The organism is Rhizobium sp. BK316 (genome assembly GCF_014193695.1).
Taxonomy (GTDB): domain Bacteria; phylum Pseudomonadota; class Alphaproteobacteria; order Rhizobiales; family Rhizobiaceae; genus Rhizobium.
Window position 1 is genome coordinate 94,516 of the sequence record NZ_JACHZR010000009.1, and the last position, 23,583, is coordinate 118,098.

Here is a 23,583-nt window from a genome sequence, read left to right on the forward strand (position 1 = left end):
TTCGTTCGCGAGTTTGGCGAGGCGCTCGGATCAATTCGGCCCAGGCTGGACGTGCTGAATCGGCTTGCCGTCGACCGCAACGGCCTGGCTGGCGGCGCCGTCGCTCGCGGCCGCCTGGGCTTCCTGAAACTTCTTGATGTCGTCCTCGCTGAGCACCGGACGGTCCACCTTGAGCGTCAGCTTGTTGAGCTTGGCGGTCAGCGTAAACGGCGGCTGGTAGTCGGCGTCGTTGACACCGGTGAGCGTGTCGGAGCCGACGTCGAAGCTCTCGTCCCACTGCAGGATCATCGGCAGGGTGCGTTCCATCTTCTGGGTTGCCACCACGTTGCCGTCCACCTTGAGCGTGCCGGTGCCTGGGCCGCCGACGCCGCTGAAGTTGTTAAAGGCAAGTGTGCCAGCGCCGAGCCCGTCATATTTGAAGTCGAACTCGATCAGATGCTTGCCGGGCGTCAGCGCGTCCGGCCCCTCCCATTTGATCCGCTTCAGGTCGACCAGGTTCCACAGGAAGACGGGTTTGCCCTTGAGCAGATAGAAGCCGTAGCCGGCGAAGCGGCCGCCCGATGTTAGGATCATACCCTCGGCCCCACCCTCCGGCACGTCGATGTCGGCGGTGATCGTGTAGGACGTATTGATCAGCAGCGGCGAGTCGCCCTGCGGCAACCCAACCATCGGGTGAGTATAGACGAACTCGCTGCGGCCGGCAGTGATGTTCGGGCGCGGCGCCACGATGCGGGCCGCCACCGAGGCGTCCATCGGGAAGACCTGATATTTCCGGGCCTCCGCGATGAACAGTTCCTTCATCTCTTTCACCTTGTCGGGATTCTGGTCGGCGATGTCATGGGATTGGCTGAAGTCCTTGGTAAGATCGTAAAGTTCCAGCACCTGGTTGTTGAGCGGGTCGGCGTTGGCTGGACCGAACGCGTCCCACGGAGCGCGGTTTACCTTGGTGCTGAGCAGCCAGCCGTCATTGTATAGCGCCCACTGCCCCATCATCTCGAAGTACTGGGTCTTGTGACGGGTAGGCGCCTTGGCGTTCTCCTTGTCGAACGTATAGGCGAAGCTCGTGCCCTCGATCGGCGCCTGCTTGATGCCGTTCACCGTCTCAGGCGCGGGGATCCCGGTTGCTTCGAGGATGGTCGGCACCACGTCGATCACGTGCATGAACTGCTCGCGCAGGCCGCCCTTGTCCTTGATGCGTGCCGGCCAGGAGACCGCCATGTTCTGGCGGACGCCGCCAAGCTTCGAGGCGTTCTGCTTGAACCAGGTGAAGGGCGTGTCGAAGGCCCACGACCAGCCTGCCGACATGTGGTTGTAGGTCTGCTCGGTGCCCCAGACGTCGTACCACTTCATCTGCACGTCGACCGGCATCTTGTTGATGCCGTTGAAGAAGGCGACCTCATTGGGCGTGCCGAGGGGGCCGCCTTCGGCGCTCGTGCCGTTATCGCCGTTGATGTAGATGATGAGCGTGTTGTCGAGCTTGCCCATGTCCTCGATGGCCTGGACGACACGGCCGATCTCGTGGTCATTGTAGGCGGCGTAAGCGGCGAATACCTCCGCTTGCTTGATGAAGAGCTTCTTCTCTTCCGCCGGCAGATCGTCCCAATTCTGGAGCACGTTCGTCGGCCAGGGCTCCATCTGCGTATCCTGAGGGATGACGCCGAGCTTCTTTTGGTTTGCGAAGATCTGATCGCGAAGCTTGTTGTAGCCCTCATCGAACAGGTGCATCTCCTGTATCTTGTCGAGCCATTCCTTGGTCGGATGATGCGGCGCATGCGTGGCGCCGGGCGCGTATTTCACGAAGAACGGCTTGTCGGGGATCGTCTGGTTGAGGCGGCTCAGGTAGTCGATGGCATCATCGGCCATCCCCGTGACCAGGTTCCAGCCCGGCTTGCCGTCGAAGGGATAGATCTGGGTGGTATTGCGGAACAGGTTCGGTTGCCACTGGTTCGCATCGCCGCCGACGAACCCGTAGAAATACTCGAAGCCCATGCCGGTCGGCCATTTATCGAATGGACCGGCCTGACTGGCGGCAAATGCCGGAGTGTTGTGATCTTTGCCGAACCAGGACGTGGCGTAGCCGTTGTCGAGCAGAATCCGCCCGATCGTGGCCTTGTCCTCGCCGATGATGCTGTTGTAGCCGGGGAAGCCCGTCGACTGTTCGGAGATTACGCCGAAACCGGCCGAGTGATGGTTCCGCCCGGTGATGAGGGCCGCCCGCGTCGGCGAGCACAGCGCCGTCGAATGGATATTGTTGTAGCGCAGACCTTCATTGGCGATCCGATCCATGGTCGGCGTCGGGATAACGCCGCCGAAGGTGCTTGGCACACCAAACCCGGCATCATCCGTGATGATCAAGAGCACGTTCGGCGCATCCTTCGGCGGCACGATGGCCGGCGCCCACCAAGGTTTCGACTGAAGCGCATCATCCTTGATGACGCCGCCGAACGCGGGATCGGGCGCCGGCAATTGCTTGCCGTCGATCGAGGTCGTGGCACCGGGCGAACCCGGCTCAACGGTGACCTGCTGGGCGCTCGCGGTCCAGGCGGAACACGCCAAGGTAGTCGCAGCAATCTGCGTTAGTAGGGCCAATTTCATTCGCATGGTGCACTCCTCTCTGGTTACTGCCATCGGATTGAATCGGCCCCGTCCGACCGGGCCATTGTTGACGCTCCGTCTGCCGCGCTCCGTCATGCAGCCCTAGCACGGCGGCAGCGGATAATAGCCGCAGGCCGGCGGCGGGTAGTAGGGCCGGTAATAGGGCGGGTAATAGGGCCGGTCGTAGGCCGCCGCAGCCGCGCCGTACCAGGCTCCCCGAAAGGCCGTCCTTCGTGCTACACCCGCAAACGACAGAGGCGTCCTCGGCATGCCGATAATGTCGATGAAGATCGATGCCGGGCCATCCGCCTTGGCGAGACTGCCCTCCAGCACCTCCACCTTGAACGTCAGGTTCGTGCCTTCGAGCTTTGGTTCCTTCAGCACGACGACGGCGTCCTCGACGCTCGACGCGTCCTTGTTCAGCACCGAGACGGTGGCGTTCGGCGGATCCTTTTCGAAGCTGCCGCCCTGAGCCCACTCTTCCAGCAAGTGGGTGGTCAGCGCATGGCCGGCGGAGCGGACCGGCCGGTCGGCGAACAGGATCGAGTTGTTGGAAATGCTCGTCAGCGTCAGCGTGTCGCCCTTCAGGGTCGCGCCGCCGGAGTTCATCACGATCAGCGAGGGAACGAGTTCCGTCTTCTGCGTGCTCGAGGTGCCGATGGACTTCGTCGCCGGCGCGGTGATGGCGTTTTCGGCCATCGACGTCGACGATGTGAGAATGCCGAACGTCGCGGCTACCGCGATGGTGCTGATGGTGTGCTTGAGGCTCATTTTTTTCTCCCTGGTTCGAAAGTTAGCTTGTCGATCTTGCCGGTGAACTCGAATGGCGTGTCGTACCGATGCTCCACGAGCGCCACGCCGGTGCGCGTATCGAGGCCGACGTCGAAGGTCTCGTCCTCGGGGAACGTCACCGGGATGCCGTGCCCCAGCGAGTTCGTGGCCACTTCCTTGCCGTCGACGGAGAGCACACCCGTGCCGCCTGTACCAAGTTCGGTGCTCCGCTGATCACGTCCGGAGACGTCGTGGTGCTCGGAGCTCACGGTAGCGTTGCCGGCGTCGTGGCTGCTACCCATCCGTCGTGATAGATCGCGCGGTTGCCCGCGCGCGACGGTGAGCAGAGTGACGTGGAGTGGAAATTGGTAAAGCGCAGGCCCTGGCTGGCGATGCGATCCATGGCTGGCGTTGGAATGACGCCGCCGAAGGTGCTCGGTGCGCCGAAGCCCTGGTCATCCGTCATGATCAGCAACACGTTGGGGGCGCCTTTCGGCGGCACGACGCGCGGAGCCCACCATGGTGTCGAGTCCGACGCCTTTTCGTTGATGACACCGCCGAATTTCGGATCAGGCGGTGGAAGTTGTTTTCCGGTGATCGTGGCGGTGGCTTCGGGGGATCCCTGAGTACCGGTGACCTGTTGAGCCCATCCCGGGACACAACCAAGGGCCAGGAGACCCGCACCCGCAAGCACGCTCCGGCAAATTCTCATGACGGCTCCCCCCGCAGCAGATCAGGAAAATGCGATCGTATATTACAAAAGCTTAAAATACACGAGTTGGCCCGTGCGAAAAAGGCTGCATTCCCTAACGCTTTCGATCAGGTCTTACGATGAGCGCGGAAACTGCCGAATGACGAGAGAGGAGGGAGCGTCGGTGCCACAAGAGGGCTTTGTGCGGGAGGGCAGGTCTTTGGTGGGGGCCACACGGCGCGCCCCTCCATGCAATACCTGAAGCGCTGATGGAGAGAGGCGGCACCCCCAACCTCCCTCATTCCTGTGCTTGTCACAGGAATCCAGCCGGCTTGCGTCTGCAAGCCGAAAAGACTCTTGAAAAACAGTGCCGAAATACGCCACTCTTCAACCATGAAGGGTTACGTCTACATCCTCGCGTCGAAGAGAAACGGCACGCTCTAACCGGCGTGACGCGCGATATCGCGGGCCGCTTGTTCGAGCACCAGAACGAACTGACACCGGGCTTCACCTCGCGCTACGGCGTGAAGACGCTCGTCTGGTTCGAGGAGCACGATCTGCTGACGACGGCGATTACGCGCGAGAAAACGATCAAGAAATGGCCGCGGCAGTGGAAGCTCAATCTCATTGAGGAAATAATCCGGAATGGGAGGATATCTCCTGGCATCTGATGGGGCTGTGAGGTTGTCGGAGGATAAGAGTCTTTCGCCGCGTGGACACGCGGCTGCTGGATTCCTGTGACAAGCACAGGAATGAGGGAGGAAAGGGTGTGCCTGCTCTCTCTTCATCAGCGCTCCAGGCGAGAATATGTCCAGGTTCGGATCATGCCGATAGTTTCAGCAGCCAGGCATCGTGATGCTTAAGGAAGGTCCGCAAGCGGTCGCCATAGTCTCCCCCGACCGCTTCGCGCACGCTCCGGCGCTCGGTCAAGGCTGCGCGCCATTGGGCCGTGCGGGACAGCCCATCGAATATTCCGGTGGGTGCGATCGTGTCGAACACGTCGAAATAGCGGAAAATCGGCGCGAAGACTGCATCGACGAGACTGAACGTCTCGCCGGCGAAAAATGGCCCGGCGCCGAGTTCCGCCTCGACGCGCCTGAATTTGTCGATCAGGGCTGATCGTTTGGCCTCGTAGGCTGCGGCATCCCTGGCTGTCTCGAAGCCCCACAGCTCCGAAAGGATCGAGGAGCCGAACTCCATCCATCCCCGGTGCCGAGCCCGCTTCAGCGGATCGGCGGGATGGAGTGGCGATCCCGGTTGGGTTTCCTCCAGGTATTCGCAGATCACGGCGCTTTCGAACAGCACCGCCTGCGTTCCATCCGCCTGGTTGACGACCAGCAGCGGCACCTTGCCGAGCGGCGAGATGGCCAGGAACCAGTCGGGCTTTGCCGAGAGATCGATAGTGCGGCGCTCGAAGGGCACGCCCTTTTCCGCAAGGGCGATGGCGGCGCGCTGGACATAGGGGCAGAGATGATGGCTGACGAGGATCAGATGTGCATCGGACATGACAGGCACCTTAGAACGCGGGGGAGGGACGAAGCGCATGGCGACCATCGCCAAGCAGGAACTGGGCCAGCGACAGCACGATGAGATAGAACGGATATTCCCAGCCGCCGTTCGGTGCGTTGAACACCCAGCCATTACCCCAATGAGCCCAGATGATCGCGCCGAGCAGGGCAGGGATCAATGCGAGGGCAACCCAGCGGGCATAGATGCCGAGCACCAGCATCACCCCACCAACGGCTTCGGCCGCAAAGGTCAGATAGGCCAGCCATCCCGGCAGGCCGATGGATGCGAAATAGCCTGCCGTGCCGGCAAGGCCGAATGTGAAGAGCTTGAGCACGATGGAATGGGCGAGATACATCACGCCGAGGCTCACGCGCAGCAGTGTGACGGCATAATCGGTCATGCGTTCCTGGTTCATGGCCTGGTTCATGGAAGGACTCCTTAAAGAGGTAGATGTAATTGCATCTATATAAGCCCTTGCACTCGCCGTCAATATAGATGTAATTGCATCTATGAATGATCCCTGCGCTCCCGACGATGCTCAACCGTCTCCTTCCGCCACCCGCGCCTGGGTGCTGCTCATGCGTGCCCAGCAGCGGGTTCTCGAGGCGATCGAAAACGATCTCAAAGCGGCCGACCTCCCGCCGCTCGGCTGGTACGATGTGCTTCTGGAACTTTCGCGGGCAGAGGGCGGCCGATTGCGCCCTTACGAGATCGAGCAGCGCACGCTTCTTGCACAGCCCAATCTTTCCCGCCTTCTCGACCGGATGGAAAAGAGCGGACTTGTCGTGCGTGAACTCTATGCCGAGGACGGCCGGGGCCGATGGGTTGTTATCACCGATGATGGTCGCGCCATGCAGGCGAGAATGTGGAAAGTCTATGCGCCCGCGATAAAGCGTCATCTTGGCGACAAGCTCGACATCGCCCAAAGCGATCAACTGGCCAACTTGCTGAGCGCATTGTCACAGTAGTAACGGGTGGGGATTGCCTAGGGTGAGGCCTGAGCCCGTGGCCGAAGGGCGACGGATGAAGGGGCCACGGGCGCAAACCTCACCCCTCATCAGACTCGCCAAGAGAGGATAGGAACAGCCCTTCCGCTACCTTCCTCTCTCCCGCGCCACGACCAGAATGAGCGGCGCCAGGGCGGTGGCGAACGGACCGAAGGGCAGGCGCTGCAGGGCCTTGCCGACGAGGAAGGCGGCGGCCATGGCGCTGGAAAGCTTCAGCCAGGGATGGTCACCGAGCTGCGCACGGGCGCTCGCATCCGCCCAGCGAATATTTTCTTCCACCACGCTGCCTGCCTGATGACGGATGATGTGCAGCCGGGCGCGCAGATTGTTGATCTCGTAGCGCACCTCCTCGATCTGCCGCTCGAGCTCCTCGCGCGCGGCGGCGCGCTCGACATCGACGACGATCTCCTCCACCGGCGCATCCTCGGCGACCGCATGCAGATAGTCCTGAAAGGCCTCCTCGCTCTCGAAGCCCTCGGTGTTTGCGTGCTGATCGGCCTTTTCCTGTTCGCGGGTCTTTTCACGTTCGGAGGCTGGCGTGAGCTCGCTCGCGTCTTTCAGTTCGTCCATGCCTTCGATGGCGTCCCTGCCTGTCGTGCTCGCCATTTCGGTCTCCTCATTTGCTGACGCAGTTCAAACGTTCGAGGCGGAAAAAGGATGCATGGGCGGTGGGGATCGATTGCCGGCACGGTGCGCCGACAGAACGGGTTGATCCCTGCCGGATTGAACTTGGCTGCTTGGTCAGGACTGAACGAGGATCACCAGGGTCTCGGGCAATACACCGTCATATTCCATCGCATCGGCTGCTTGCTTGCTCTTCATGAATTCCGCCAGGCGGGCCATGTCGGCGACGTCCATGACGAGGCCAACCTTGTTGGACGATTGCGGATCGACGAAGGTGCGAATATTCGTGCAGCCGATCGGTTCGAAAACTTCCTTGCGGCGGGGCGAGGCGAGCCAGTGTTTGACGTCCTTGACGTCGTGATGAGCCAGGATGGTCGGCATTGCGTCCTCCTCTTGCTGCTCCTGATATCGGAGCCGGAGAAAAGTTTACGCCTCGGGCAATCGCATGGATATCACCCGCATGGGTGGGCGCATCTTTTTGTGGTCGCCGTGAGGGGGCTGGACTATGGGCAGTGAAGCGCATTTATGATGCGTCCTCATCAAGGGGGCGAGGGATTGGCATGAAGTGGATTTCGCTGGCCGGGGCGTTGCTTGCAGCATGCCTCGCCGTGGTGCCGGCAAAGGCAAGAGACGCGCTCGATATCCTGAACGGCACGCTGAAAGCGGCGGCCCAGCCCATGGTGATGGAGGATGGCCGGACGGGCGGCTGTACCTATTGGTTCGTCGCGCTCACGCGGGATCATATCTATCGGTCGGGACAATATCTTCGTGTGACCGGTTATCTCAACCTGATCAAGACCCGTGTCCTGGTAGGCGAAACCGACATACTTCCCCCGTTTGTGAGCACCTTGTTTCTCACTGTCGAAGAGGCTTCGAACGGGGAGGATGGCGATATCCGTTTCACGCCATCGGCGCCGTCGAAGGCCTATCTCGTCGGCACGGATACCGAAAGCCACACCGACAGTCGCGGGGAACCGACAGGCACCGAAACGCCTGGAACCGTGAAGATGTTGCTCGATACCGACCCGGCGCTGAAAATCCTCATGGAAGCGACGAGTTCCTCTCATGCGATCAGCGTTGCCTTCAACCAGTTTTACGGGGACAGGATGATCACCGTTCCGATCGAACTCGACGTGACGGACGTCAAGCCCAACGGGGAACGGGTGCGCTCGAAGGATACGGCGATCGATTTTCAACTGTGCCTGGCCGACCTGAGCAACGATTTTCCGGTGCCGCTGAAAGCGAAGTGAGGCTGCCGGTATTGTTTCCGGAACCGGTGCTGGCGACGTGACTGCCACCGGCGACAGGACGCGCCCCGGGCGCGTGGAGGATCAACTTGTTCACGCTTGCCGGTCCGGCATTGGACCGATGCTTTTGCATCCTTGGCCGATACAATGTTAAGAGCCACATATGACCCTATCAACAGAGCTGGACTGTCAGGCCTGCGGCGCGTGCTGTTCCTATTCGAGCGAATGGCCGAGGTTTACCACTGAAAGCGAAGAGGACCTCGATCTGCTGCCGGCGCATTTCGTTTCGGCGGATCAGACGGGCATGCGCTGCGATGGAGAGCGCTGCTGCGCGCTCTCCGGCACTGTCGGGTCATATGTATCGTGCATGGTCTACGATATCCGGCCGGATGTCTGTCGCGCCTGCCTTCCGGGCGACGAAGCCTGCCTGATGGCGCGCGCGGCGATCGGGCTGGTGTAGATCAAATACCGATCTCGAAGCGTGCCGAACCTTGTCACGGCAATCGCCGCGACGTCAGTATCAGAACATTGCTTCCTTCCGGTGCCGCACCGCGAGGATCGTTACCGTGTCCTGATCGAAGCGGTAGCGAGCCGCATATCCGCTGTCTCCGAAATCGATGAGCCATTCGCGGTATTGCTCGGGCAGGTCCTCGACTGCCGCTCAATCCAGAAGATCGGCCGGCACCTTGCCGCCGTTTTCCGACAGTTTCTTCATGAGCGCCTTGTGAAGGAAGATGTTCATCTTCGCGCTGTCATTGGTATCGCCGGTATAGCCGAGTTCGCCGGCCAGCTCCTTGCGCTCTGCCATGCTTGCATCCATTCCGAGCGCCTTCATGAGATCGACGATCGAATGGCGCCAGTCGAGCTTCTGGCCGGATTTCTTCACGGCCGCGTTCAGGATCTGCTCGATATCGGCCTTGCTAGCCTGGGTTGGGCTGGCCTGGGTTGGGCTGGCTTGGGTTGGGCTGGCTTGGGCCGAACCTGATTGAGCAGGCGGCGGCGCGCCGGTTGCGGGTTCGCTCACCGGCGCACTGGCCTGCGGGGCCGCGGGTGCGGGCTCCGGCGCGGGGGCTGCCTGCGCCTTGCCGAAAATCGCGTTCTTGATGCGGTCGAAGACGCCCACGGGGAAACCCTCCTCTTGTGGTTGCGATCGGGGATGTCCGGGAGAGAAGTAGGGTGGTAACGCGATCCGCAAAGGTGGCGGACGGGAATCATGGTTTGCGAGATGCAGTTCTTGGGTATTAGACGTATGCGCCCGGCACATACGTTCAATAGTCGCGCCCCGCGTCCTCTGCCGCCCCGCCAGAATCAAGAAAACTCGTTCGCCCTCGGCCCGGCAAGGGTCACCCGCCAGGTCGATTTTGCCCGGAAATCCTGCGTCGCCAGAAACGTATAGGGCGTGGCTCTCCAGGGTTTCACTGCGTTGTTGAGATTGTCGAGCACGTAATCGCCGTCGTCCATGCGGGCGATCAGCACGACGTGGTTCTCGTCACGCAGGCCGATCACCACCGAGAGCGCCAGGCGGTTTGCCGGAAAACCGGCGTCGATCAGGTCCTTCATCTTCTGCAAAGCGTAATCCTCGCAGTCGCCCCGTCCGTTCGAGGGCAGGGTCCAGACGTCGCCGTTTCCGGAGGCGGAGCGGTCCTCGGTCGAAATCACGTGCAGGTTCACGGCGCGGGTGACCTTGCGAAGAAGTGGCATGCCCGGCTGCTCGGCTGTCGCTCGCGAGGGAGTCTCACGGCAAAGCCAGCGGTAGCTGGCACAGGCGGAGGCGAATCCCACCGGCGCGCCGATGCTTCTGCCGACCGGCAGCAGCTGCCCGGCAAATGCTTGAAATTGCATGGGAAAGAACACAAGGGAAACAAGACAAACAAGCCGCCGCATGAATCACCCCTCTATTGTTCGTGAGAGAAGGTAACACAGTTTATACTAAAACTTTAATAAAAATTATTACTTGCGTAATTAACTATAGGTTAAGAACCTGTGCCACTATCCACAGTTTATTCTTGGAATTAACTTTTTGCTAATATAGGAATTCCCCTCAGTTAACGGTTTGTTAACTTTGGGAGAAAAAAGATGATCCGCAAAGCAGCGAAGTATAGCGTCGCCGTTGCTTACCTTCTGGCAAGCAGCAGCCTCACGATGGCCGCACCGGCAGTTGTCAACTGCGCCACGGCTGCGCCGGGCTCGATCGAGGCCAGGCTGTGCCTGCCCACGAAATCCATCCGCACTGACAAAGACAGCCGCACGGTCAACAATGACAGCAGCGGCAACGGCTTCGGCGGTCGCTCCGGCTCCGGTTCCGGCAAACAGGCGTCGAACCAGAATCCTTCCGGCGATCAGAACAACGGCGGCAACGACGGTAACGGCAGCGGCGGCGGCAACGGCAACACTGGCGGCTCCGGCGATGGTGACGGCGATGGCCCCGGCGATCATCACGGTGGTCATCATGGTGGTCACCATGGCGGCAAGGACCGTGACCATCACGGCGGCAAGGACCGTGACCATCACGGCGGCAAGGACCGTGATCACCACGGCGGCAAGGACCATGGCGATAAGGACCATGGTGATCGTGGTGACAAGGATCACGGTGATCGCGGCGACAAGGGCCGAGGCGACAAGGGCGGTTCTGACCGGGGCGACAAGGGTGGCTCCGACAGAGGCGACAAGGGTGGCACCGACCGGGGCGACAAGGGTGGCTCGGACAAGGGCGACAAGGGTGGCTCGGACAGGGGCGACAAGGGTGGCACCGACCGGGGCGACAAGGGTGGCTCGGACAAGGGCGACAAGGGCGGTTCTGACCGGGGCGACAAGGGTGGCTCCGACAGAGGCGACAAGGGTGGCACCGACCGGGGCGACAAGGGCGGTTCTGACCGGGGCGACAAGGGTGGCACCGACAAGGGCGACAAGGGCGACTCCGACAAGGGCGACAAGGGTGGCTCGGGCAAGAGCGGCAGCAGCGGTTCTGACAAGGGCAGCAGTGGCTCCGGCAATGGCGGCAGCAGCGGTTCCGGCAATGGCGGCAGCAGTGGCTCCGGCAATGGCGGCGGCAGCGGTTCCGGCAATGGCGGCGGCAGTGGTTCCGGCAATGGCGGCGGCAGCGGTTCCGGCAATGGCGGCGGCAGCGGTTCCGGCAATGGCGGCGGCAGCGGTTCCGGCAATGGCGGCGGCAGCGGTTCCGGTAATGGCGGTGGCAGCGGTTCCGGCAATGGCGGCGGCAGCGGTTCCGGCAATGGCGGCGGCAGCGGTTCCGGCAATGGCGGCGGCAGCGGTTCCGACAATGGCGGCAGCAGCGGCTCGGACAATGGCTCCGACAAGGGCAACTCGGATAAGGGCAATTCCGACAATGGCAACTCGGACAAGGGCGGACACAACCGCGGCTGATCCGATGTCCTGATCCGGGAGAGGGCTTCAAGAACCGAAGCCCTTCTTCAATGGCGGTATCGAAATGCGGTCCGGCGGCGGTGTCTTGTCGCCACCATCTGCCGGGCGCATTCCCTTTCCTCTCTCATTCCTGTGCCCGCGTGCTGGCGCAAAGGAAGTCACAGGAATTCAGGCGTCGGCTCTGCGGTGATGGTTCATATGTGACTGCGTAGGAGTCACCGCGGCCAAAAGGGCGGGCGCTGAATCTCTGTGAGATAACTCGGGGCTGGGCCGGGAACACAGAGATGAGGGGGGAGAGGGATATTTGTGAGGGGCCGGGATCCGGGGAGGGGATGCCGGCTTTGGGGGGCAGAAAGGGGGTGCCGCGAGGTGCCCCTTTTTTGCGGCATCATGGAGCAAGTGCCACAAGATTTCGATGAGGGCTGATGCTACTGCATAATTCCTTAAATCGGAATCGATTTAAGGACAAAATTATGCAGAAACTCAAAGTGTTACAGCGTCCTTTGCGCGTCTTAAAAGACGCGCTGCGCTGTAGAGCCTTTCCTGGTTAGATTGAAGCATTCTGCCGGAGCAGGTTTTCGTCAGGGTAAAGGCGATTGGCGACGGGCATACCCCAGGTACGTCCGAGCCGATCGCCTTTGATCCTGGCGCAAAGATGCCCGGCCCTAGCTGGTTTGCAAGCAAACCACCGGGGTTGGCTGAAACGGGCCGTCTGATCAGGCGATCGCACCGCCATCTGCGGTCAGTATCGCGCCGGTTATAATGCTCGCCGCGGGACTGGCCAGAAAGACAACCGCGTTCGCAACTTCGCGGGCCTCGGCGAAGCGTCCCAAGGATGTCATGCCTCGCTGGAATTCGGCGGCGGGACCGCTCGCTGGATTCGAGTCCGTGTCGGTCGAACCAGGTTGCACGAGGTTGACGGTGATTGCACTTGGCCCCAGCTCTCGCGAAAGGCCGCGCGTGAAGGAGGTAAGAGCCGCTTTGGACATCGCATAGGCCGTTACGCCTGCGAAGGGTACACGTTCACCGAGACCCGACCCGATGGAAATGATGCGTCCACCTGCCTTCAGATACGGAATTGCCGCCTTTGCAAACAGCACAGGCGCACGAACGTTGATATCCATCATCTTCTGATAGGCTTCGACATCGAGGTCTGCGATCGTGCCATTCATCCCGACCGCAGCCGAGTTGACGAGAATATCGAGCCCACCAAGCTTATCGAGCGCCTCATTTACAGACCGCTGAATGGCCTTCGGATCGGCGCTGTCGGCTTGGATCGCAAAGGCACGTCGCCCCGCGCGCTGGATGGATTCGGTGACATTTTTGGCTCTCTCCTCCGAGTTCTGATATGTGAGTGCGACATCAGCGCCGTTCTCAGCCAGAGCGAGCGCGATTGCCGCTCCGATCCCGCGCGAGCCGCCTGTGACAAAAGCGAGTTTGCCCTCAAGATTGATCATGTGTTCCTCGTTCGATTGTTGGATTTGTCGAACTCGGGGATGAATCCCATAGGCTCGGCAGACAATATCTGAGAGCGCTGGGTTGCCTCTCGTAGTGCCAACCAGCGGAACGCTGTGTCGCGCAAGGAGGAACAGTTGCCCCAGGGTGAACGGTTTTTCACCGCTCGTCTGCTTCCAACACATTTGGTGCTTTTACTGGTTCGATGACCGCTGTTGGCGCAAAGCTGCCATGAACGCCACAGCCTTGACCGGTGGTACCTCCTACCGAATTCCGCTCTTTTGTTGTGCGGAGTCCCCGAAGGGGTATCCTCACTGCCGCGATCTGATCTTAGAACGTGATCAGCCGGTCAGATCGGGGGCACCGACCCTCTGTCCGGACGTCAGCCTCACCCTTTCGATGCCTTCGCCAGCATCTCGCTCAGCGTTGCCGCCGAGAGCATGGCTTCGGCCAGGAGCTTCTTGAGCTTCTGGTTCTCTTCCTCCAGTGCTCTCATCCTTTTGGCATCGAAACCGACATTTCGCACCTGCAGGGATTGCCATCGATAGAAGGTCGGCTCGCTGATGCCGTACCTGTGGCAGACATCGGCCACCGTCACACCGGCTTTGTGCTCCCTAAGAATGCCCGTAATCTGGTCGTCGTCGAATTTTCTCTTGCCCATCACCGCTTCAGTCCTCGCGAAATGCTCTGTTGAAACTGTCGAGCAATGGCCTGACAGCATAGAGCGCCACGCTGCTTTGGCCCGTTTCGATCAGTGTCTGTGCGGGCATGCCCGCGACCAGTTCGACATCCCTCATTTTCGCCAGCCGCTCGTCCGTCACACGGATCGTCGCGGCAAAATAGGGCTGGCCGGTCTGCTGATCGATGAGACGGTCGGCCGATACGTATTCGACGCGACCTTTCAGGAGCGGAACGCGCCGCTGATTGTAGGGGAGGAGGTGAACCTGCGCCTCGAGCCCCGCGCGCACGAGATTCATGTCTTCCGGTCTGACGTGGACGGACACGATGAGGCGATCGGAGCGCGGCAGGAGATCGACGAGCGGTTCGCCCGCGCCGACCACGCCACCGGCCGTGTGGATGCGCAGGTTCATGATCGTTCCGTCTTCGGGAGCACGGATATCGGTCCTCAAAAGCTGGTCGTCGATCGCCCGCAGGCGCTCGCGCAGCTGCAAGATCCGGCTTTCCGTGTCGCGCATGCCCTGGGCGACTTCGCTCAACCGGGCGCTCTCGAGCTTTGCGAGATCGGCCTGGGTCTCGCTGATCACCTGGTAGGCGCGGGATATCTGCGCCTCGACCTGGCCCTGCTGGCCATCAAGGTCTGCTTTTTCCCGCTGGAGGTTGAGAAGCCTGCTCTTTTTTTCCAGTCCCTTGGCGTTGAGGGACTTCACCTGATCCAGTTCCTGGCTCGAGATCGCGGCTCTGTCTGCCAGTGCCGCCTTCTGCGCGCCCAGTCCGACGATTTCCTGCCGCACCTGCGCGATCTTTTCATTGGCGATCTGAATTTCCGCCTGCATGACCCGGCGACGGGCTTCGAAGATCTTCTGTTGCCCGGTCAGGATCGCGCCGACCGAAGGATATCTGTCCATGGCCGCCCGGAGATCTTGCGGATAGACGACACGGTCGCCGCCCGTCTGCTCCGCAAACAGGCGGGCGCGGCTTCCTTCGGCGTCCCAAAGCTGCCCTTGAATGCTGTCGCGCTCGGCGCGGAACTTCGTGTCGTCGAGTTCGATCACGATCTGTCCGCCCATGACCCTGTCGCCGTTCTTGACGAGGATCCGCCTGATAATGCCGCCTTCCAGATGCTGGATGGTCTTGCGGCTGGTTTCCGGCTCGATGACACCAGATGCGATCGCAGCGCTTTTCAGCGGCGCCAGAACCGACCAGCCGCCCAATCCGACGATGAAGACGAGGATCAACAGGTTACCCGTCCAGACAACGCCTCTGAGCCCCGGCATGGGGGAAGGGGGGGCGAACCCGTGCTGGCTCTGTTCGATCACTGGCGAAAGGGCCGTCCGCCGCCTGGCTGCCGCTGTCGATCGTCGCGCGAACTGCCGGCACGCCCTTGTCCAGTTTGAAATTCTCGCCGGCATTGCGTCCAGTTGAACAAGGGTCATGGCGGCGTCCCTCCCTATGTTCCGGTTCGAGACGGCGGTTGAAGATAGGTTTCATAAATCCGCTCGCTGTCGCCGAAGGCCGCCACCGTTCCGTTGCGCATGATGGCGATCTTGTTGGTGACCGGCAGGATCCCCATCCGGTGCGTTATGATAACGACGGTCATCCCACGGGATTTCATGCGCTCGATCGCATTGAACAGCATGCGTTCGCCGTCATAATCCAGGCTCGAATTCGGATCGTCGAGAACGATCAGGGACGGATTTCCATAGGCCGCCCGCGCCAGCCCCAGCTGCTGGCGCTGAGCGCGAAGGAGCAGGTTTCCGCCTTCACCGATATCGGTCTCATAGCCCCGGGGCAGGCGCATGATCGCTTCGTGCAATCCAACCAGCTTTGCGGCGTCGATCGCCTTGCCGGGATCTCCTCCGTCCAGCCGGCCAATCACGTCCTTGATTGCGCCGCCGAAGAGTTCGATATCCTGCGGCAGGTAGCCGACATGGCGGGTCCCGCCGCAAAGGCGCAGCGCCGAGATATCGACCCCGCCGAGAAGGGCACATCCGCTCGTTGCCTCCACGACGCCTGCCATGACGCGTCCGAGTGTCGATTTCCCCGATCCTGAGGGGCCGATGAGCGCGACGCAATCGCCAGGTGCCAGGCGCAGGGTGATATCGGTCAAAATCGGCTGATTGGCTGATGGCCTGATATAGCTGACATTGTCGAGAATGAGGCCACCGGGTTCCGGCACCGGCACCATTCGGGGGTCGGATCCCGATGCAACTGATATCAGCATATTGTTCAGGCGGTTGAAGGCGTTGCGCGCATAGGTAAAGGCGCGCCATGCCCCGATCGCGCCCTCGATCGGTGCGAGCCCGCGCCCGAGCAGCAGGCTGGCAACGAAGATGATTCCGGGGCTGCCGTTGTTTTCGAGCACCAGCCATGTCGCGGATCCCATCATGAGGATCTGCGCGAGCGTGCGGATCGATTTGGAGAAACCGAGAATGATCTCCGTGCGATGCATCGCGATGTCCTGTGACCGTCTTGCCATTTCCGCATCGCGATAGACGATCTGCGCTGCGCCATCCTGCATGCCCATTGCCCTGATCACCTCGAGGTTCTTGAGGGCGGTCGCAAATCTGAGATAGCTTCTCGAAAGGGCAAGATTGGCGCTGGCAAGCGGCTCCTGCGTCGCCAGTTCCGTCAGGAACGCAAACAGCAGAAGCGCACATGCGCTCAGAAGACCGATGGCCCCGAGCAGCGGATGAACGAGAAAGAGCAGGAGCAGGAACAGCGGCGCCCAGGGAACGTCGAAGAACAGCGAGCTGGCCGGTGAATCGAGGAACTGGCGCAGTGCGGCGAGGTCCCTGTAGCACTCCGTGGCGGCTCCCGTATCGGCGCGAGCGGCATATTCGAACGATGCCGTCAGCACCATGGGCCGCAGCCTGTGGTCCAGCCAGCTGCCGATGCGCGAAAGGGCCGCCCTGCGCACGATATCGAGCACGGACCCGACCAGCACGGCGACGGCGATGATCAAGGTCAGCATCAGCAGCGTGTCGACGCTTCGGCTCGACAGGACCCTGTCATAGATCTGCAGGAGATAGATGGAAGGCGCCAGAAGAAAGAGATTGTAGCCGCAGCTGTAAAGGAAGACCAACCCGAAGGCTCCGGCACAAGCTCGGAGCGCGACAACGAGGTGTGTCTGCGGGCGCGATAGCTTTGTAGACATCGTTGCCATTATCAGATCTCGCTGCATTTGATACTGACAAGGAGAAGCTGCCTGCCGGTTCGGCAGAAGATCAGGGTCGCCAGCCGGAACCGGCGACCCTCAGGGCCTGAAATCATGAGCCGAGATGGCTGACGTCGATATGGCCGAAGGCGTTGATGAAATGATCGAGTGAATTGTTCACCGTCGTCGTTTCGGGATCGGTGTGAACCAATGCCGAAGCGATATCGCCGCCCAGAGCGTTGTTTCCGTTGCCGCCGTTGCCGCCGACGCCTGCGAGGATGGTGGCATGCTGGTCAGCCACGAGCTGCGTATATTGTGTCGCGGTCGTCGCCGCATTCACCGTAGCCGTGTCGCCGCCGCTCGTATTGCCTTGATCGCCGTTGGAGTGTGCTTCTCCTCCCGCGCCGCCGGCGCCGCTGGTGAGCGATGCCAGGAAGCCGTTCTGGGCCTGGCTGAAGCCGCCGGGTCCGCCGCCGCCGGCGTCCCAATCTGCCGTCTGCCAGACGTGATCGCCGTTGTGCAGATGGGTCTCTGCCCCGTAGACCGTTTGTGAGGGGTCCACATAGGCAACCGGATTGTAGTTGATGTTGCCGTGGTTGTTGCCATCACCGCCGTTGCCGGCATTGGCGTCGCCCGCATCCGGGTTGTTGAGATAAATCGTGTCAGACATTTGTGGAATAGGCATTGATCTCACTCCTTCTACTTCGTTTCGTCCGTGAATCTTTTACGGCGTCCCCCTTACGGCGTGGGTATTCGATGTCACCGCCAGCCAATACAACCGCGGGCGAATATTGCCTTCGATTTAAACTTCTAACTATCTAGATATTCGGCGACGTTCCTTTGGGTGTATACTTCGATATGACGGAGCGTTGCTTTGGATTGGTGCCGGGCGATCCGGCGTTGACCGAAAAACGTTCATGTCCCGCCGCGAGAAAGGGGATGCAGGCTGTTGGAACCTCTCGTCCGGAGGCGGATCTGGTGCTGTCGAACCCGGACAAGAGGAGGCTGCGGCCATGACGGCCAAATGGCTACGTCCTAGCCGAGGGGATGTAGACGAATTGCAGGCTCTGCTTTTCTGACGTTCGGAGGCACAATGCCCTGATAATTCGGGCTAGATGGGCTGGACGCGCGCTGGCCGCGCAACGGAGACGGTAATGACGGAAACTCGTCCCTTGTCGGAAGACGTGCCCAAAACGGGCACCGATCAAAACCCCGCCTCCAATGTGGCCGCGGGGCATCTGGCGCTGGTGCCGACCTGGCTTCCGTTGGATGTCGCTTCCGGTCCGAGTTACACGTCAGCCGGCAGCGGCGGTAACGGGATCAGCGAGGGCGTGATCAGCAGCAACGCATTGGCCGTCTTCATGCCGTCCAATGCCGCGATTGCGGGACCTCATTCAAGTGTCGACGCCGTTCAGGGCAACGATGCGCTCATCAATCAGCATGCCACCGAGATGGCCGGCATCGGCGGGAATGGTGGAAGCGGCAATGTTGCCATCGGCGGCGGCGACGGCGGCAGTCATGCCGGCAGCGGCGGCAATGGGGTCTTCTACGGCGGCCTCGTCAGCACCGAAACCGCGCTGTTTGTCCCTGTCAATACTGCCGTGGCTGCAGGCCCTGGTGCGGTGGCTCACGCCGACCAATCGAACAACGCGCTGTTCCTGCAGGGCGCAACCCAGATCGGCGGCATGGGCGGCTCGGGCGGAGACCATAATGTCGCGGGCCATGACTCGCTGAGCCCGGGAACATCGCTGACATTGACCGGCGACTTTTATGCGGGCCACGGCGGCAATGGATATTTCGTCGGCAGCATGGTCGACGTGAGTATTGCCATCTTCTCGCCGATCAACATCGCCATCGGCGCCGCAGGCGGCTCGGCAACGGCGCATCAGACAAACAATGTCATTTTCGATCAGGGGACCGTGCAGATCGCCGGCATCGGCGGCAATGGCGGCAGCTTCAACCTGTCGTCGGACACGATTTTCACCGGCAGCCAGACGGGCGGCGGCGGCGGGGTCGGCTCCTCGACCGGCAGCATGGTCGACGTCAATTTCGGCTATTTCCATCCCATCAACATTGCCGTTCCCGCCGGCGGTACGGCAGACGCCCAACAGATCGATCATGTTCTCTATGATCAGGACGCGCTCCAGATGGCCGGCATCGGGGGCCACGGCGGAGTGGGCAACCTCACGGACGCCCATTCGGCTCTCGTCGACGATATCATGGGCTTCCTGCACGGCTAGCGCATTTCCGTTCTTCTTCGAATTTTGGCGTCATCCTCGGGCTTGTCCCTGATATCTGCTACATTTGCGATTGTCCGACGCCCATCCATGGCATAATGCAGGAAGTGGCGGGCCGGCTTTGCTGGAATTGCCCCCTGACGCGCCGCCTTCAATCTTGCGCTATGTCGTCGCCGTAGCAGATATCAGGGACAAGCCCGAGGATGACGACCGAGGGGCGACCCTACTGGCCGTTGCCTCCGGCCGGCATCTGTCTGTGCCAGCGCAGTGCTGCCTGCGTGAAAACGATGAGAGCCGGCATTAACACCCAATGGCCCCCAGTTATTCAGTAATCATAAAGGGTTACCAGCGATCTCAGGCTTTTGCCGCTTTTCGCGTTGGAGGTTTCGGCGTCGAGGTTTGCGGCTGCTTTGAAATGAGATATGGGAACAAAACCGAACGGATCACCAGCGCGTTCCATCCAACGTCTCATTCCCCAATGGATCTGAAGCAGATCGCCTGCCTTTTCAGTGCCTTTGAAAGCTTTGTTGAGGCGCTTTCCATACGTGAATTCGGCAAAGACTGGACAGTTTGCAGCGACAAGTCGAACCGGTAAGTCCTCGCAGATACGCTTTCCAAAGGGCTCTACAGGCCCAGTTGTCTCTCACCTGAATCTTATAGACTATAAGAATTATCATGAGAGATCAGACTATTGAGGCTGGCAATACACTCGTTTTTTCTCATGACATGAAGCGAGAACAGGAATAATGTGAATAGCTGTTGGGTTGCAAATCTTGTGGGGAGCACGCAAGTGTCCGACAGTGCTAAATCTAAGCGCCGTACGGGGCGCAATGCACCAACTGTGATCATAATTGAGCATTCTACACTGGCTCGCACTACCGTCGTGAAGCTTCTTCAGCATGAGCTCGCGGGGTGGAACTTTATCGACCTGATCTCGACCGAGAGCCTCGATCGGGCTCTTGGAGCCGAGGTGCGTTTGATCGCACTGGATCTGGCAGGCAGAGGTGTCGAGAGCCCCAGCCTGCGAGATGATCTCGCGGCAATTGCTGCACGTTTTCCTGAGGCGCCTATCACGTTGCTCTCAGGGACCGACGACGTCGACATAGCCCGTCAGGCGCTCAAGATGGGTATCCGCGGCTTTTTCTCGACGTCGGTTCCGATCGACATCGCGCTTGCCGGCCTTCGTCTCGTCCTGGCGGGAGGAACGTTCTTCCCGCAGCTGTTGGGCGCGGTGACGAACGGCCCGAACGAGCATGTTCCGGCCAGAAGCGAGGCCGAAAGAAGCCTGGATGACAGGACGCAATACCTGGCGATGGCCGAATTCACGCCGCGGGAAGCGGATGTGCTGGCAGCGTTGCAGAGCGGCTGCTCGAACAAGGTGATTGCCGGAAAACTCAATCTGTCGGGGCATACGGTGAAGATGCATCTGCAGCACATCATGCGCAAGCTGCAGGCGCAGAACCGCACCGAAGTGGTCGCCCGGCTTGTTCAAAGAGCCGCCGGCGGGCCTGACGTCTCGCCGGGTTAGGCGAGGTCTCAGGGTAGGGCGCTGGCGCACCGTTTTCGTCGGGTTTCGGGCAGGATTTGATGCCGCCTTACTAGGGATCCTCACATGGACAAAGCGACGACCATCATTGGAATAGACTGCAGCCCACGCGCGTCCAGTAACTCAGGGCGGATGCTTGGCGAGGTTCTTCGCTCGCTCGAGAGAGATCGGCGGGTGAAGGTCGCAGAACAGGTGCGTCTGGCCGATGAGCGTATCGACTGTCTCGGGTGCGAGCAGTGTTATCAAACGTTCGGATACCACGGCGACGGGATCGATCGTGTTCTGTCACGCATGAAAGAGGCGGACGTGGTTCTGATGGCTACTCCCACCTGCTTCGGAATACCGCCGGCCCTGGGCGTCGTCTTGCTCGACAGATCAGATCCCCTGTGGCGCGACGGACAACAGCTCAAAGGAAAACTCGGAGCGGTCATCGTCAACGGCGCCACCGATCCCGCTGATGATCCGAGTGTACGCCAATGCGCGGACAACATGATCAAGTTTTTCGAACAGCACGAGATGCCCTGCGTCCAGCCGGTCCATCTGGGGGGAACGCTCGCGTATCCCGAGCAACGGTTTCCGGACCCGCTCCCCGAGGGGACGACGGGCGTTCTCGAGCAATTGGCTGACGAGATCCGGCAGTGGGTCGGGAGCAGGTGATACCGGCACATCTCTTGCCTCCTCGCGTGGTGATGGTCTGCTCCCTGAAAAGTGGTCCTCCCTGATGTATGGCTTTCGAGCCGATGGAGGACTTAAGAATGCCGAGAAGACACAGCGCGGAAGAGATCATCACGAAGCTTCGGCAGGTTGATGTGCTGAGTGGGCAGGGCAAATCGGTCGCCGAGGCGGTGCGGTCGATAGGTGTGAGTTCTGCCGATCGGCCCCGTTAAGAACGGGGGGATTATCCCGGCGCCTCTCAATCCCCGTTACCGTTTCGCAGGAATTGCCACTCGATACCGGTAATCCGCGTCGGCTTGACGATGTGCATGCGCGCCTGCAACAGCCGGAGGGTGGGAACGAGTTTTTGGGGATCGGCAATCTCTGCAGGGACGAGTCTGCCCATCTCCCGATAATGCAGCTCCATCTCTTCCCTGAAGTCTCTGATATCGAAGGTGTCCACTCCTGCGTTGAACCAGTCTACCAGGATGACATCGCATACAATATCAAGGCTGTCGGGGTCGTCGGCATCGAGCAACGGCGGCATTGGCGGACCTGCTGAAGGTGGCGTTCATCCTTAAGTGTCCCCCGAGGCAGTCTTTTCGTCAGGTGGCTGGCGAAGACATCGGGGCTCGCCACCCAGCACAAAGACGAGCCCCAGCCCCGGTGCTTGTCTCATCTGTGCCCGGCACCGCGACATCACGATTAGACGCCCGAGCCTGAAGCGCGGCAATTCGACCAGTTGGATTAGCTCGGCTGTTGGCTGCAAAAAATCCAGCTTCTGCGGGATTTTTTACGCCCGGAGTCCAAAAATAAACCTGTGGATAAAATCGGCGCGATGCATTGTGATTAGCCTGCTGCGGCCGCTGGTCTAATCCTCTCCCGGTACTGCCGCACTACCCATAGACATCATAATCCACCGCCGCCTTCACTCCGGTCCCCGCCCGGTGACGCGTCTTCTTCGTACCGGCTGCGCTGATGTCAGCGCCCGCCCATCCCCCTCGTTGGGCGAGGGCAGGCCGCGTGGAGACGACCCCGCTTTCGGCTTTGCGTGCTGCCTTCTTGAGGCGAACGCAGCGTTCCAGCCAGGTCTCAGATTGACGAAGGCATTTTTCGCCTTAATAGGATCGAGCCGAAATGGGCGGCAAGCGCCAGAAAACAAAGGGAGAGTAACGGTGAGCGAACCGACGGTAGAAGATGCGACGAACCGCATTTATAAGTCACTTCAGGCCGATAATGAGGATATCGACCTGCATATCGCCGCTCTCAAGGCAGCCTTGGCGCGCGCGGGTATGAAAGAGGCCGTATTCGACCCCACCAGGCTCGTGCAGAACAACCGGTCCGGCAGGAAGCTGATGCAGGCCTATTTTCGCCAGCGCGGGGTGACGGTCAAATTCTCGGCCGAGTGAAGGCTTGACGCGATAAGAGCGGAAGGGACCATCCGTTCGTTCCCGATCAGGCCGATATGGGTGCCGGCATATAGAAAGGCTCGCCGGTTTCCGCGAGCGTCTTCAATCGCGACAGCGCTTCCGGCCAGCCGCCGCCGACGGCCTTGCTGGTGGCGGTTTCTCCGCCGAAATCGTCATGGGTCAGCGTCAGCTTGCAGGCCTTGTCGCCGACGGGTGCCACAATCAGATCCGCGGTTTCGGAGAAGGCTTCCGGTCGGAATTGCCGGAGTTGGGTTCTCCCTTGGGTTCGATCAGCAGGACCTTGGCTTCCTTTGCGGCGCGCGGACGGTGAACGACGCCCCTGGGGACGACGAACAGTTCGCCGGCCCGCACCGTTCGGGAAGGCTCTCCCTCGATATCGATCTCGATTTCACCCTCGAGCACGAGGAAGAAATCGTCGGTCGTTTCATGCTTGTGAAAGGGATATTCCCCCAGGAACTTCACGACCATCACGTCATTTTCGTTGTAATCCGCAATGACGTGGGGATCCCAGTGACTTGAGAAGCAGCCGAGCTTTTCCTCGAGATTAACTGTTTTCATTTTCTCGCCTTTGACAAATGGATCCGGACGGTCGCTCACT

General features: G+C 60.6%; 26 protein-coding genes and 2 pseudogenes. 9 read left to right on the top strand and 19 right to left on the bottom strand.

Annotated elements, in window-relative coordinates; all coding sequences use genetic code 11:
* Positions 1-30 precede the first annotated feature (30 nt).
* The 4 genes and pseudogenes from FHT87_RS29775 to FHT87_RS29790 all read right to left on the bottom strand — a co-directional run.
* Positions 31-2,595: an arylsulfatase gene (locus FHT87_RS29775; protein ID WP_183806424.1), complete on the bottom strand. Its 2,565-nt coding sequence runs from the start codon at positions 2,593-2,595 to the stop codon at positions 31-33.
* A gap of 102 nt (positions 2,596-2,697) precedes the next feature.
* On the bottom strand, positions 2,698-3,366 hold the full coding sequence (locus tag FHT87_RS29780; RefSeq protein WP_183806280.1) for a hypothetical protein: 669 nt from the start codon (positions 3,364-3,366) through the stop codon (positions 2,698-2,700).
* Entirely contained in the window at positions 3,363-3,635 is a 273-nt protein-coding gene (locus tag FHT87_RS29785; protein WP_183806282.1) for a hypothetical protein, read from the bottom strand. Before FHT87_RS29785 ends, FHT87_RS29780 begins: the two co-directional genes overlap by 4 nt.
* A gap of 59 nt (positions 3,636-3,694) precedes the next feature.
* A pseudogene (locus FHT87_RS29790) lies at positions 3,695-4,078 on the bottom strand (sulfatase-like hydrolase/transferase); the annotation flags it as partial.
* A 372-nt stretch (positions 4,079-4,450) separates the two neighbouring features.
* Here FHT87_RS29790 and FHT87_RS29795 point away from each other — a divergent pair.
* Positions 4,451-4,739, top strand: a pseudogene (locus FHT87_RS29795) (GIY-YIG nuclease family protein).
* Positions 4,740-4,879: 140 nt separating this feature from the next.
* Here FHT87_RS29795 and FHT87_RS29800 read toward each other — a convergent pair.
* Complete coding sequence (locus FHT87_RS29800) at positions 4,880-5,563, bottom strand: glutathione S-transferase family protein (protein ID WP_183806284.1); 684 nt, start codon at positions 5,561-5,563, stop codon at positions 4,880-4,882.
* Between the two features lie 10 nt (positions 5,564-5,573).
* Positions 5,574-5,993, bottom strand: coding sequence for a DoxX family protein (locus FHT87_RS29805; protein ID WP_246699693.1), 420 nt, complete (start codon positions 5,991-5,993; stop codon positions 5,574-5,576).
* Positions 5,994-6,075: 82 nt separating this feature from the next.
* Between FHT87_RS29805 and FHT87_RS29810 the strand changes: the two genes are divergently transcribed.
* Positions 6,076-6,534: a MarR family winged helix-turn-helix transcriptional regulator gene (locus FHT87_RS29810; protein WP_183806286.1), complete on the top strand. Its 459-nt coding sequence runs from the start codon at positions 6,076-6,078 to the stop codon at positions 6,532-6,534.
* A gap of 126 nt (positions 6,535-6,660) precedes the next feature.
* Here the strand turns inward: FHT87_RS29810 and FHT87_RS29815 are convergent, their stop codons facing one another.
* Both FHT87_RS29815 and FHT87_RS29820 read right to left on the bottom strand, forming a co-directional pair.
* Positions 6,661-7,179 carry a hypothetical protein gene (locus tag FHT87_RS29815; protein ID WP_183806288.1) on the bottom strand — a complete coding sequence of 173 codons (519 nt, stop codon included), beginning with the start codon at positions 7,177-7,179 and terminating at the stop codon, positions 6,661-6,663.
* Between the two features lie 135 nt (positions 7,180-7,314).
* On the bottom strand, positions 7,315-7,578 hold the full coding sequence (locus tag FHT87_RS29820) for a hypothetical protein (RefSeq protein ID WP_183806290.1): 264 nt from the start codon (positions 7,576-7,578) through the stop codon (positions 7,315-7,317).
* Between the two features lie 179 nt (positions 7,579-7,757).
* Here FHT87_RS29820 and FHT87_RS29825 point away from each other — a divergent pair, with 179 nt between their 5' ends.
* Both FHT87_RS29825 and FHT87_RS29830 read left to right on the top strand, forming a co-directional pair.
* The gene (locus FHT87_RS29825; protein WP_183806292.1) at positions 7,758-8,447 is read left to right on the top strand and encodes a hypothetical protein; all 690 of its coding nucleotides are present in this window, start codon (positions 7,758-7,760) and stop codon (positions 8,445-8,447) included.
* Between the two features lie 160 nt (positions 8,448-8,607).
* Positions 8,608-8,904, top strand: a complete 297-nt coding sequence (locus FHT87_RS29830; protein WP_183735829.1) for a YkgJ family cysteine cluster protein — start codon at positions 8,608-8,610, stop codon at positions 8,902-8,904.
* A 201-nt stretch (positions 8,905-9,105) separates the two neighbouring features.
* Here FHT87_RS29830 and FHT87_RS29840 read toward each other — a convergent pair whose 3' ends face one another.
* Entirely contained in the window at positions 9,106-9,567 is a 462-nt protein-coding gene (locus tag FHT87_RS29840; RefSeq protein ID WP_183806294.1) for a DUF3597 domain-containing protein, read from the bottom strand.
* Positions 9,568-9,752: 185 nt separating this feature from the next.
* On the bottom strand, positions 9,753-10,328 hold the full coding sequence (locus FHT87_RS29845) for a transglutaminase-like cysteine peptidase (protein WP_183806296.1): 576 nt from the start codon (positions 10,326-10,328) through the stop codon (positions 9,753-9,755).
* 192 nt (positions 10,329-10,520) lie between these two features.
* Here FHT87_RS29845 and FHT87_RS29850 point away from each other — a divergent pair, with 192 nt between their 5' ends.
* The gene (locus tag FHT87_RS29850; RefSeq protein ID WP_183806297.1) at positions 10,521-11,828 is read left to right on the top strand and encodes a hypothetical protein; all 1,308 of its coding nucleotides are present in this window, start codon (positions 10,521-10,523) and stop codon (positions 11,826-11,828) included.
* 716 nt (positions 11,829-12,544) lie between these two features.
* On the opposite strand, the gene FHT87_RS29855 is transcribed toward FHT87_RS29850, so the two are convergent.
* The 5 genes from FHT87_RS29855 to FHT87_RS29875 all read right to left on the bottom strand — a co-directional run bounded on the left by FHT87_RS29855 (position 12,545) and on the right by FHT87_RS29875 (position 17,803).
* Positions 12,545-13,285, bottom strand: coding sequence for an SDR family oxidoreductase (locus tag FHT87_RS29855; protein WP_183735834.1), 741 nt, complete (start codon positions 13,283-13,285; stop codon positions 12,545-12,547).
* Between the two features lie 386 nt (positions 13,286-13,671).
* Complete coding sequence (locus FHT87_RS29860) at positions 13,672-13,944, bottom strand: transposase (RefSeq protein WP_183735835.1); 273 nt, start codon at positions 13,942-13,944, stop codon at positions 13,672-13,674.
* Positions 13,945-13,951: 7 nt separating this feature from the next.
* Complete coding sequence (locus FHT87_RS29865; protein WP_183806299.1) at positions 13,952-15,397, bottom strand: HlyD family type I secretion periplasmic adaptor subunit; 1,446 nt, start codon at positions 15,395-15,397, stop codon at positions 13,952-13,954.
* Positions 15,398-15,411: 14 nt separating this feature from the next.
* Entirely contained in the window at positions 15,412-17,127 is a 1,716-nt protein-coding gene (locus tag FHT87_RS29870; protein WP_183806301.1) for a type I secretion system permease/ATPase, read from the bottom strand.
* Positions 17,128-17,230: 103 nt separating this feature from the next.
* A complete protein-coding gene (locus tag FHT87_RS29875) occupies positions 17,231-17,803 on the bottom strand; it encodes a PE-PGRS family protein (protein WP_183735838.1) in 573 nt (190 codons plus the stop codon).
* A gap of 469 nt (positions 17,804-18,272) precedes the next feature.
* On the opposite strand from FHT87_RS29875, the gene FHT87_RS29880 reads away from it, so the two are divergent.
* Entirely contained in the window at positions 18,273-19,358 is a 1,086-nt protein-coding gene (locus FHT87_RS29880) for a hypothetical protein (RefSeq protein ID WP_183806303.1), read from the top strand.
* A gap of 322 nt (positions 19,359-19,680) precedes the next feature.
* On the opposite strand, the gene FHT87_RS31460 is transcribed toward FHT87_RS29880, so the two are convergent.
* Positions 19,681-19,815 (bottom strand): hypothetical protein, encoded by a 135-nt coding sequence (locus FHT87_RS31460; RefSeq protein ID WP_281411242.1) that lies wholly within the window; start codon positions 19,813-19,815, stop codon positions 19,681-19,683.
* A 330-nt stretch (positions 19,816-20,145) separates the two neighbouring features.
* On the opposite strand from FHT87_RS31460, the gene FHT87_RS29885 reads away from it, so the two are divergent.
* On the top strand, positions 20,146-20,883 hold the full coding sequence (locus tag FHT87_RS29885; RefSeq protein ID WP_183735840.1) for a response regulator transcription factor: 738 nt from the start codon (positions 20,146-20,148) through the stop codon (positions 20,881-20,883).
* An 84-nt stretch (positions 20,884-20,967) separates the two neighbouring features.
* Entirely contained in the window at positions 20,968-21,558 is a 591-nt protein-coding gene (locus FHT87_RS29890; RefSeq protein ID WP_183806305.1) for a flavodoxin family protein, read from the top strand.
* 256 nt (positions 21,559-21,814) lie between these two features.
* Here FHT87_RS29890 and FHT87_RS29895 read toward each other — a convergent pair whose 3' ends face one another.
* Positions 21,815-22,102 carry a hypothetical protein gene (locus tag FHT87_RS29895; RefSeq protein ID WP_183806306.1) on the bottom strand — a complete coding sequence of 96 codons (288 nt, stop codon included), beginning with the start codon at positions 22,100-22,102 and terminating at the stop codon, positions 21,815-21,817.
* Between the two features lie 628 nt (positions 22,103-22,730).
* Here FHT87_RS29895 and FHT87_RS29900 point away from each other — a divergent pair.
* Positions 22,731-22,964, top strand: coding sequence for a hypothetical protein (locus FHT87_RS29900; protein ID WP_183806308.1), 234 nt, complete (start codon positions 22,731-22,733; stop codon positions 22,962-22,964).
* Between the two features lie 46 nt (positions 22,965-23,010).
* Here FHT87_RS29900 and FHT87_RS29905 read toward each other — a convergent pair whose 3' ends face one another.
* Positions 23,011-23,184, bottom strand: coding sequence for a hypothetical protein (locus FHT87_RS29905; protein ID WP_183806310.1), 174 nt, complete (start codon positions 23,182-23,184; stop codon positions 23,011-23,013).
* Between the two features lie 2 nt (positions 23,185-23,186).
* Positions 23,187-23,543: a cupin domain-containing protein gene (locus FHT87_RS29910; protein WP_183806312.1), complete on the bottom strand. Its 357-nt coding sequence runs from the start codon at positions 23,541-23,543 to the stop codon at positions 23,187-23,189.
* Positions 23,544-23,583: the final 40 nt, after the last annotated feature.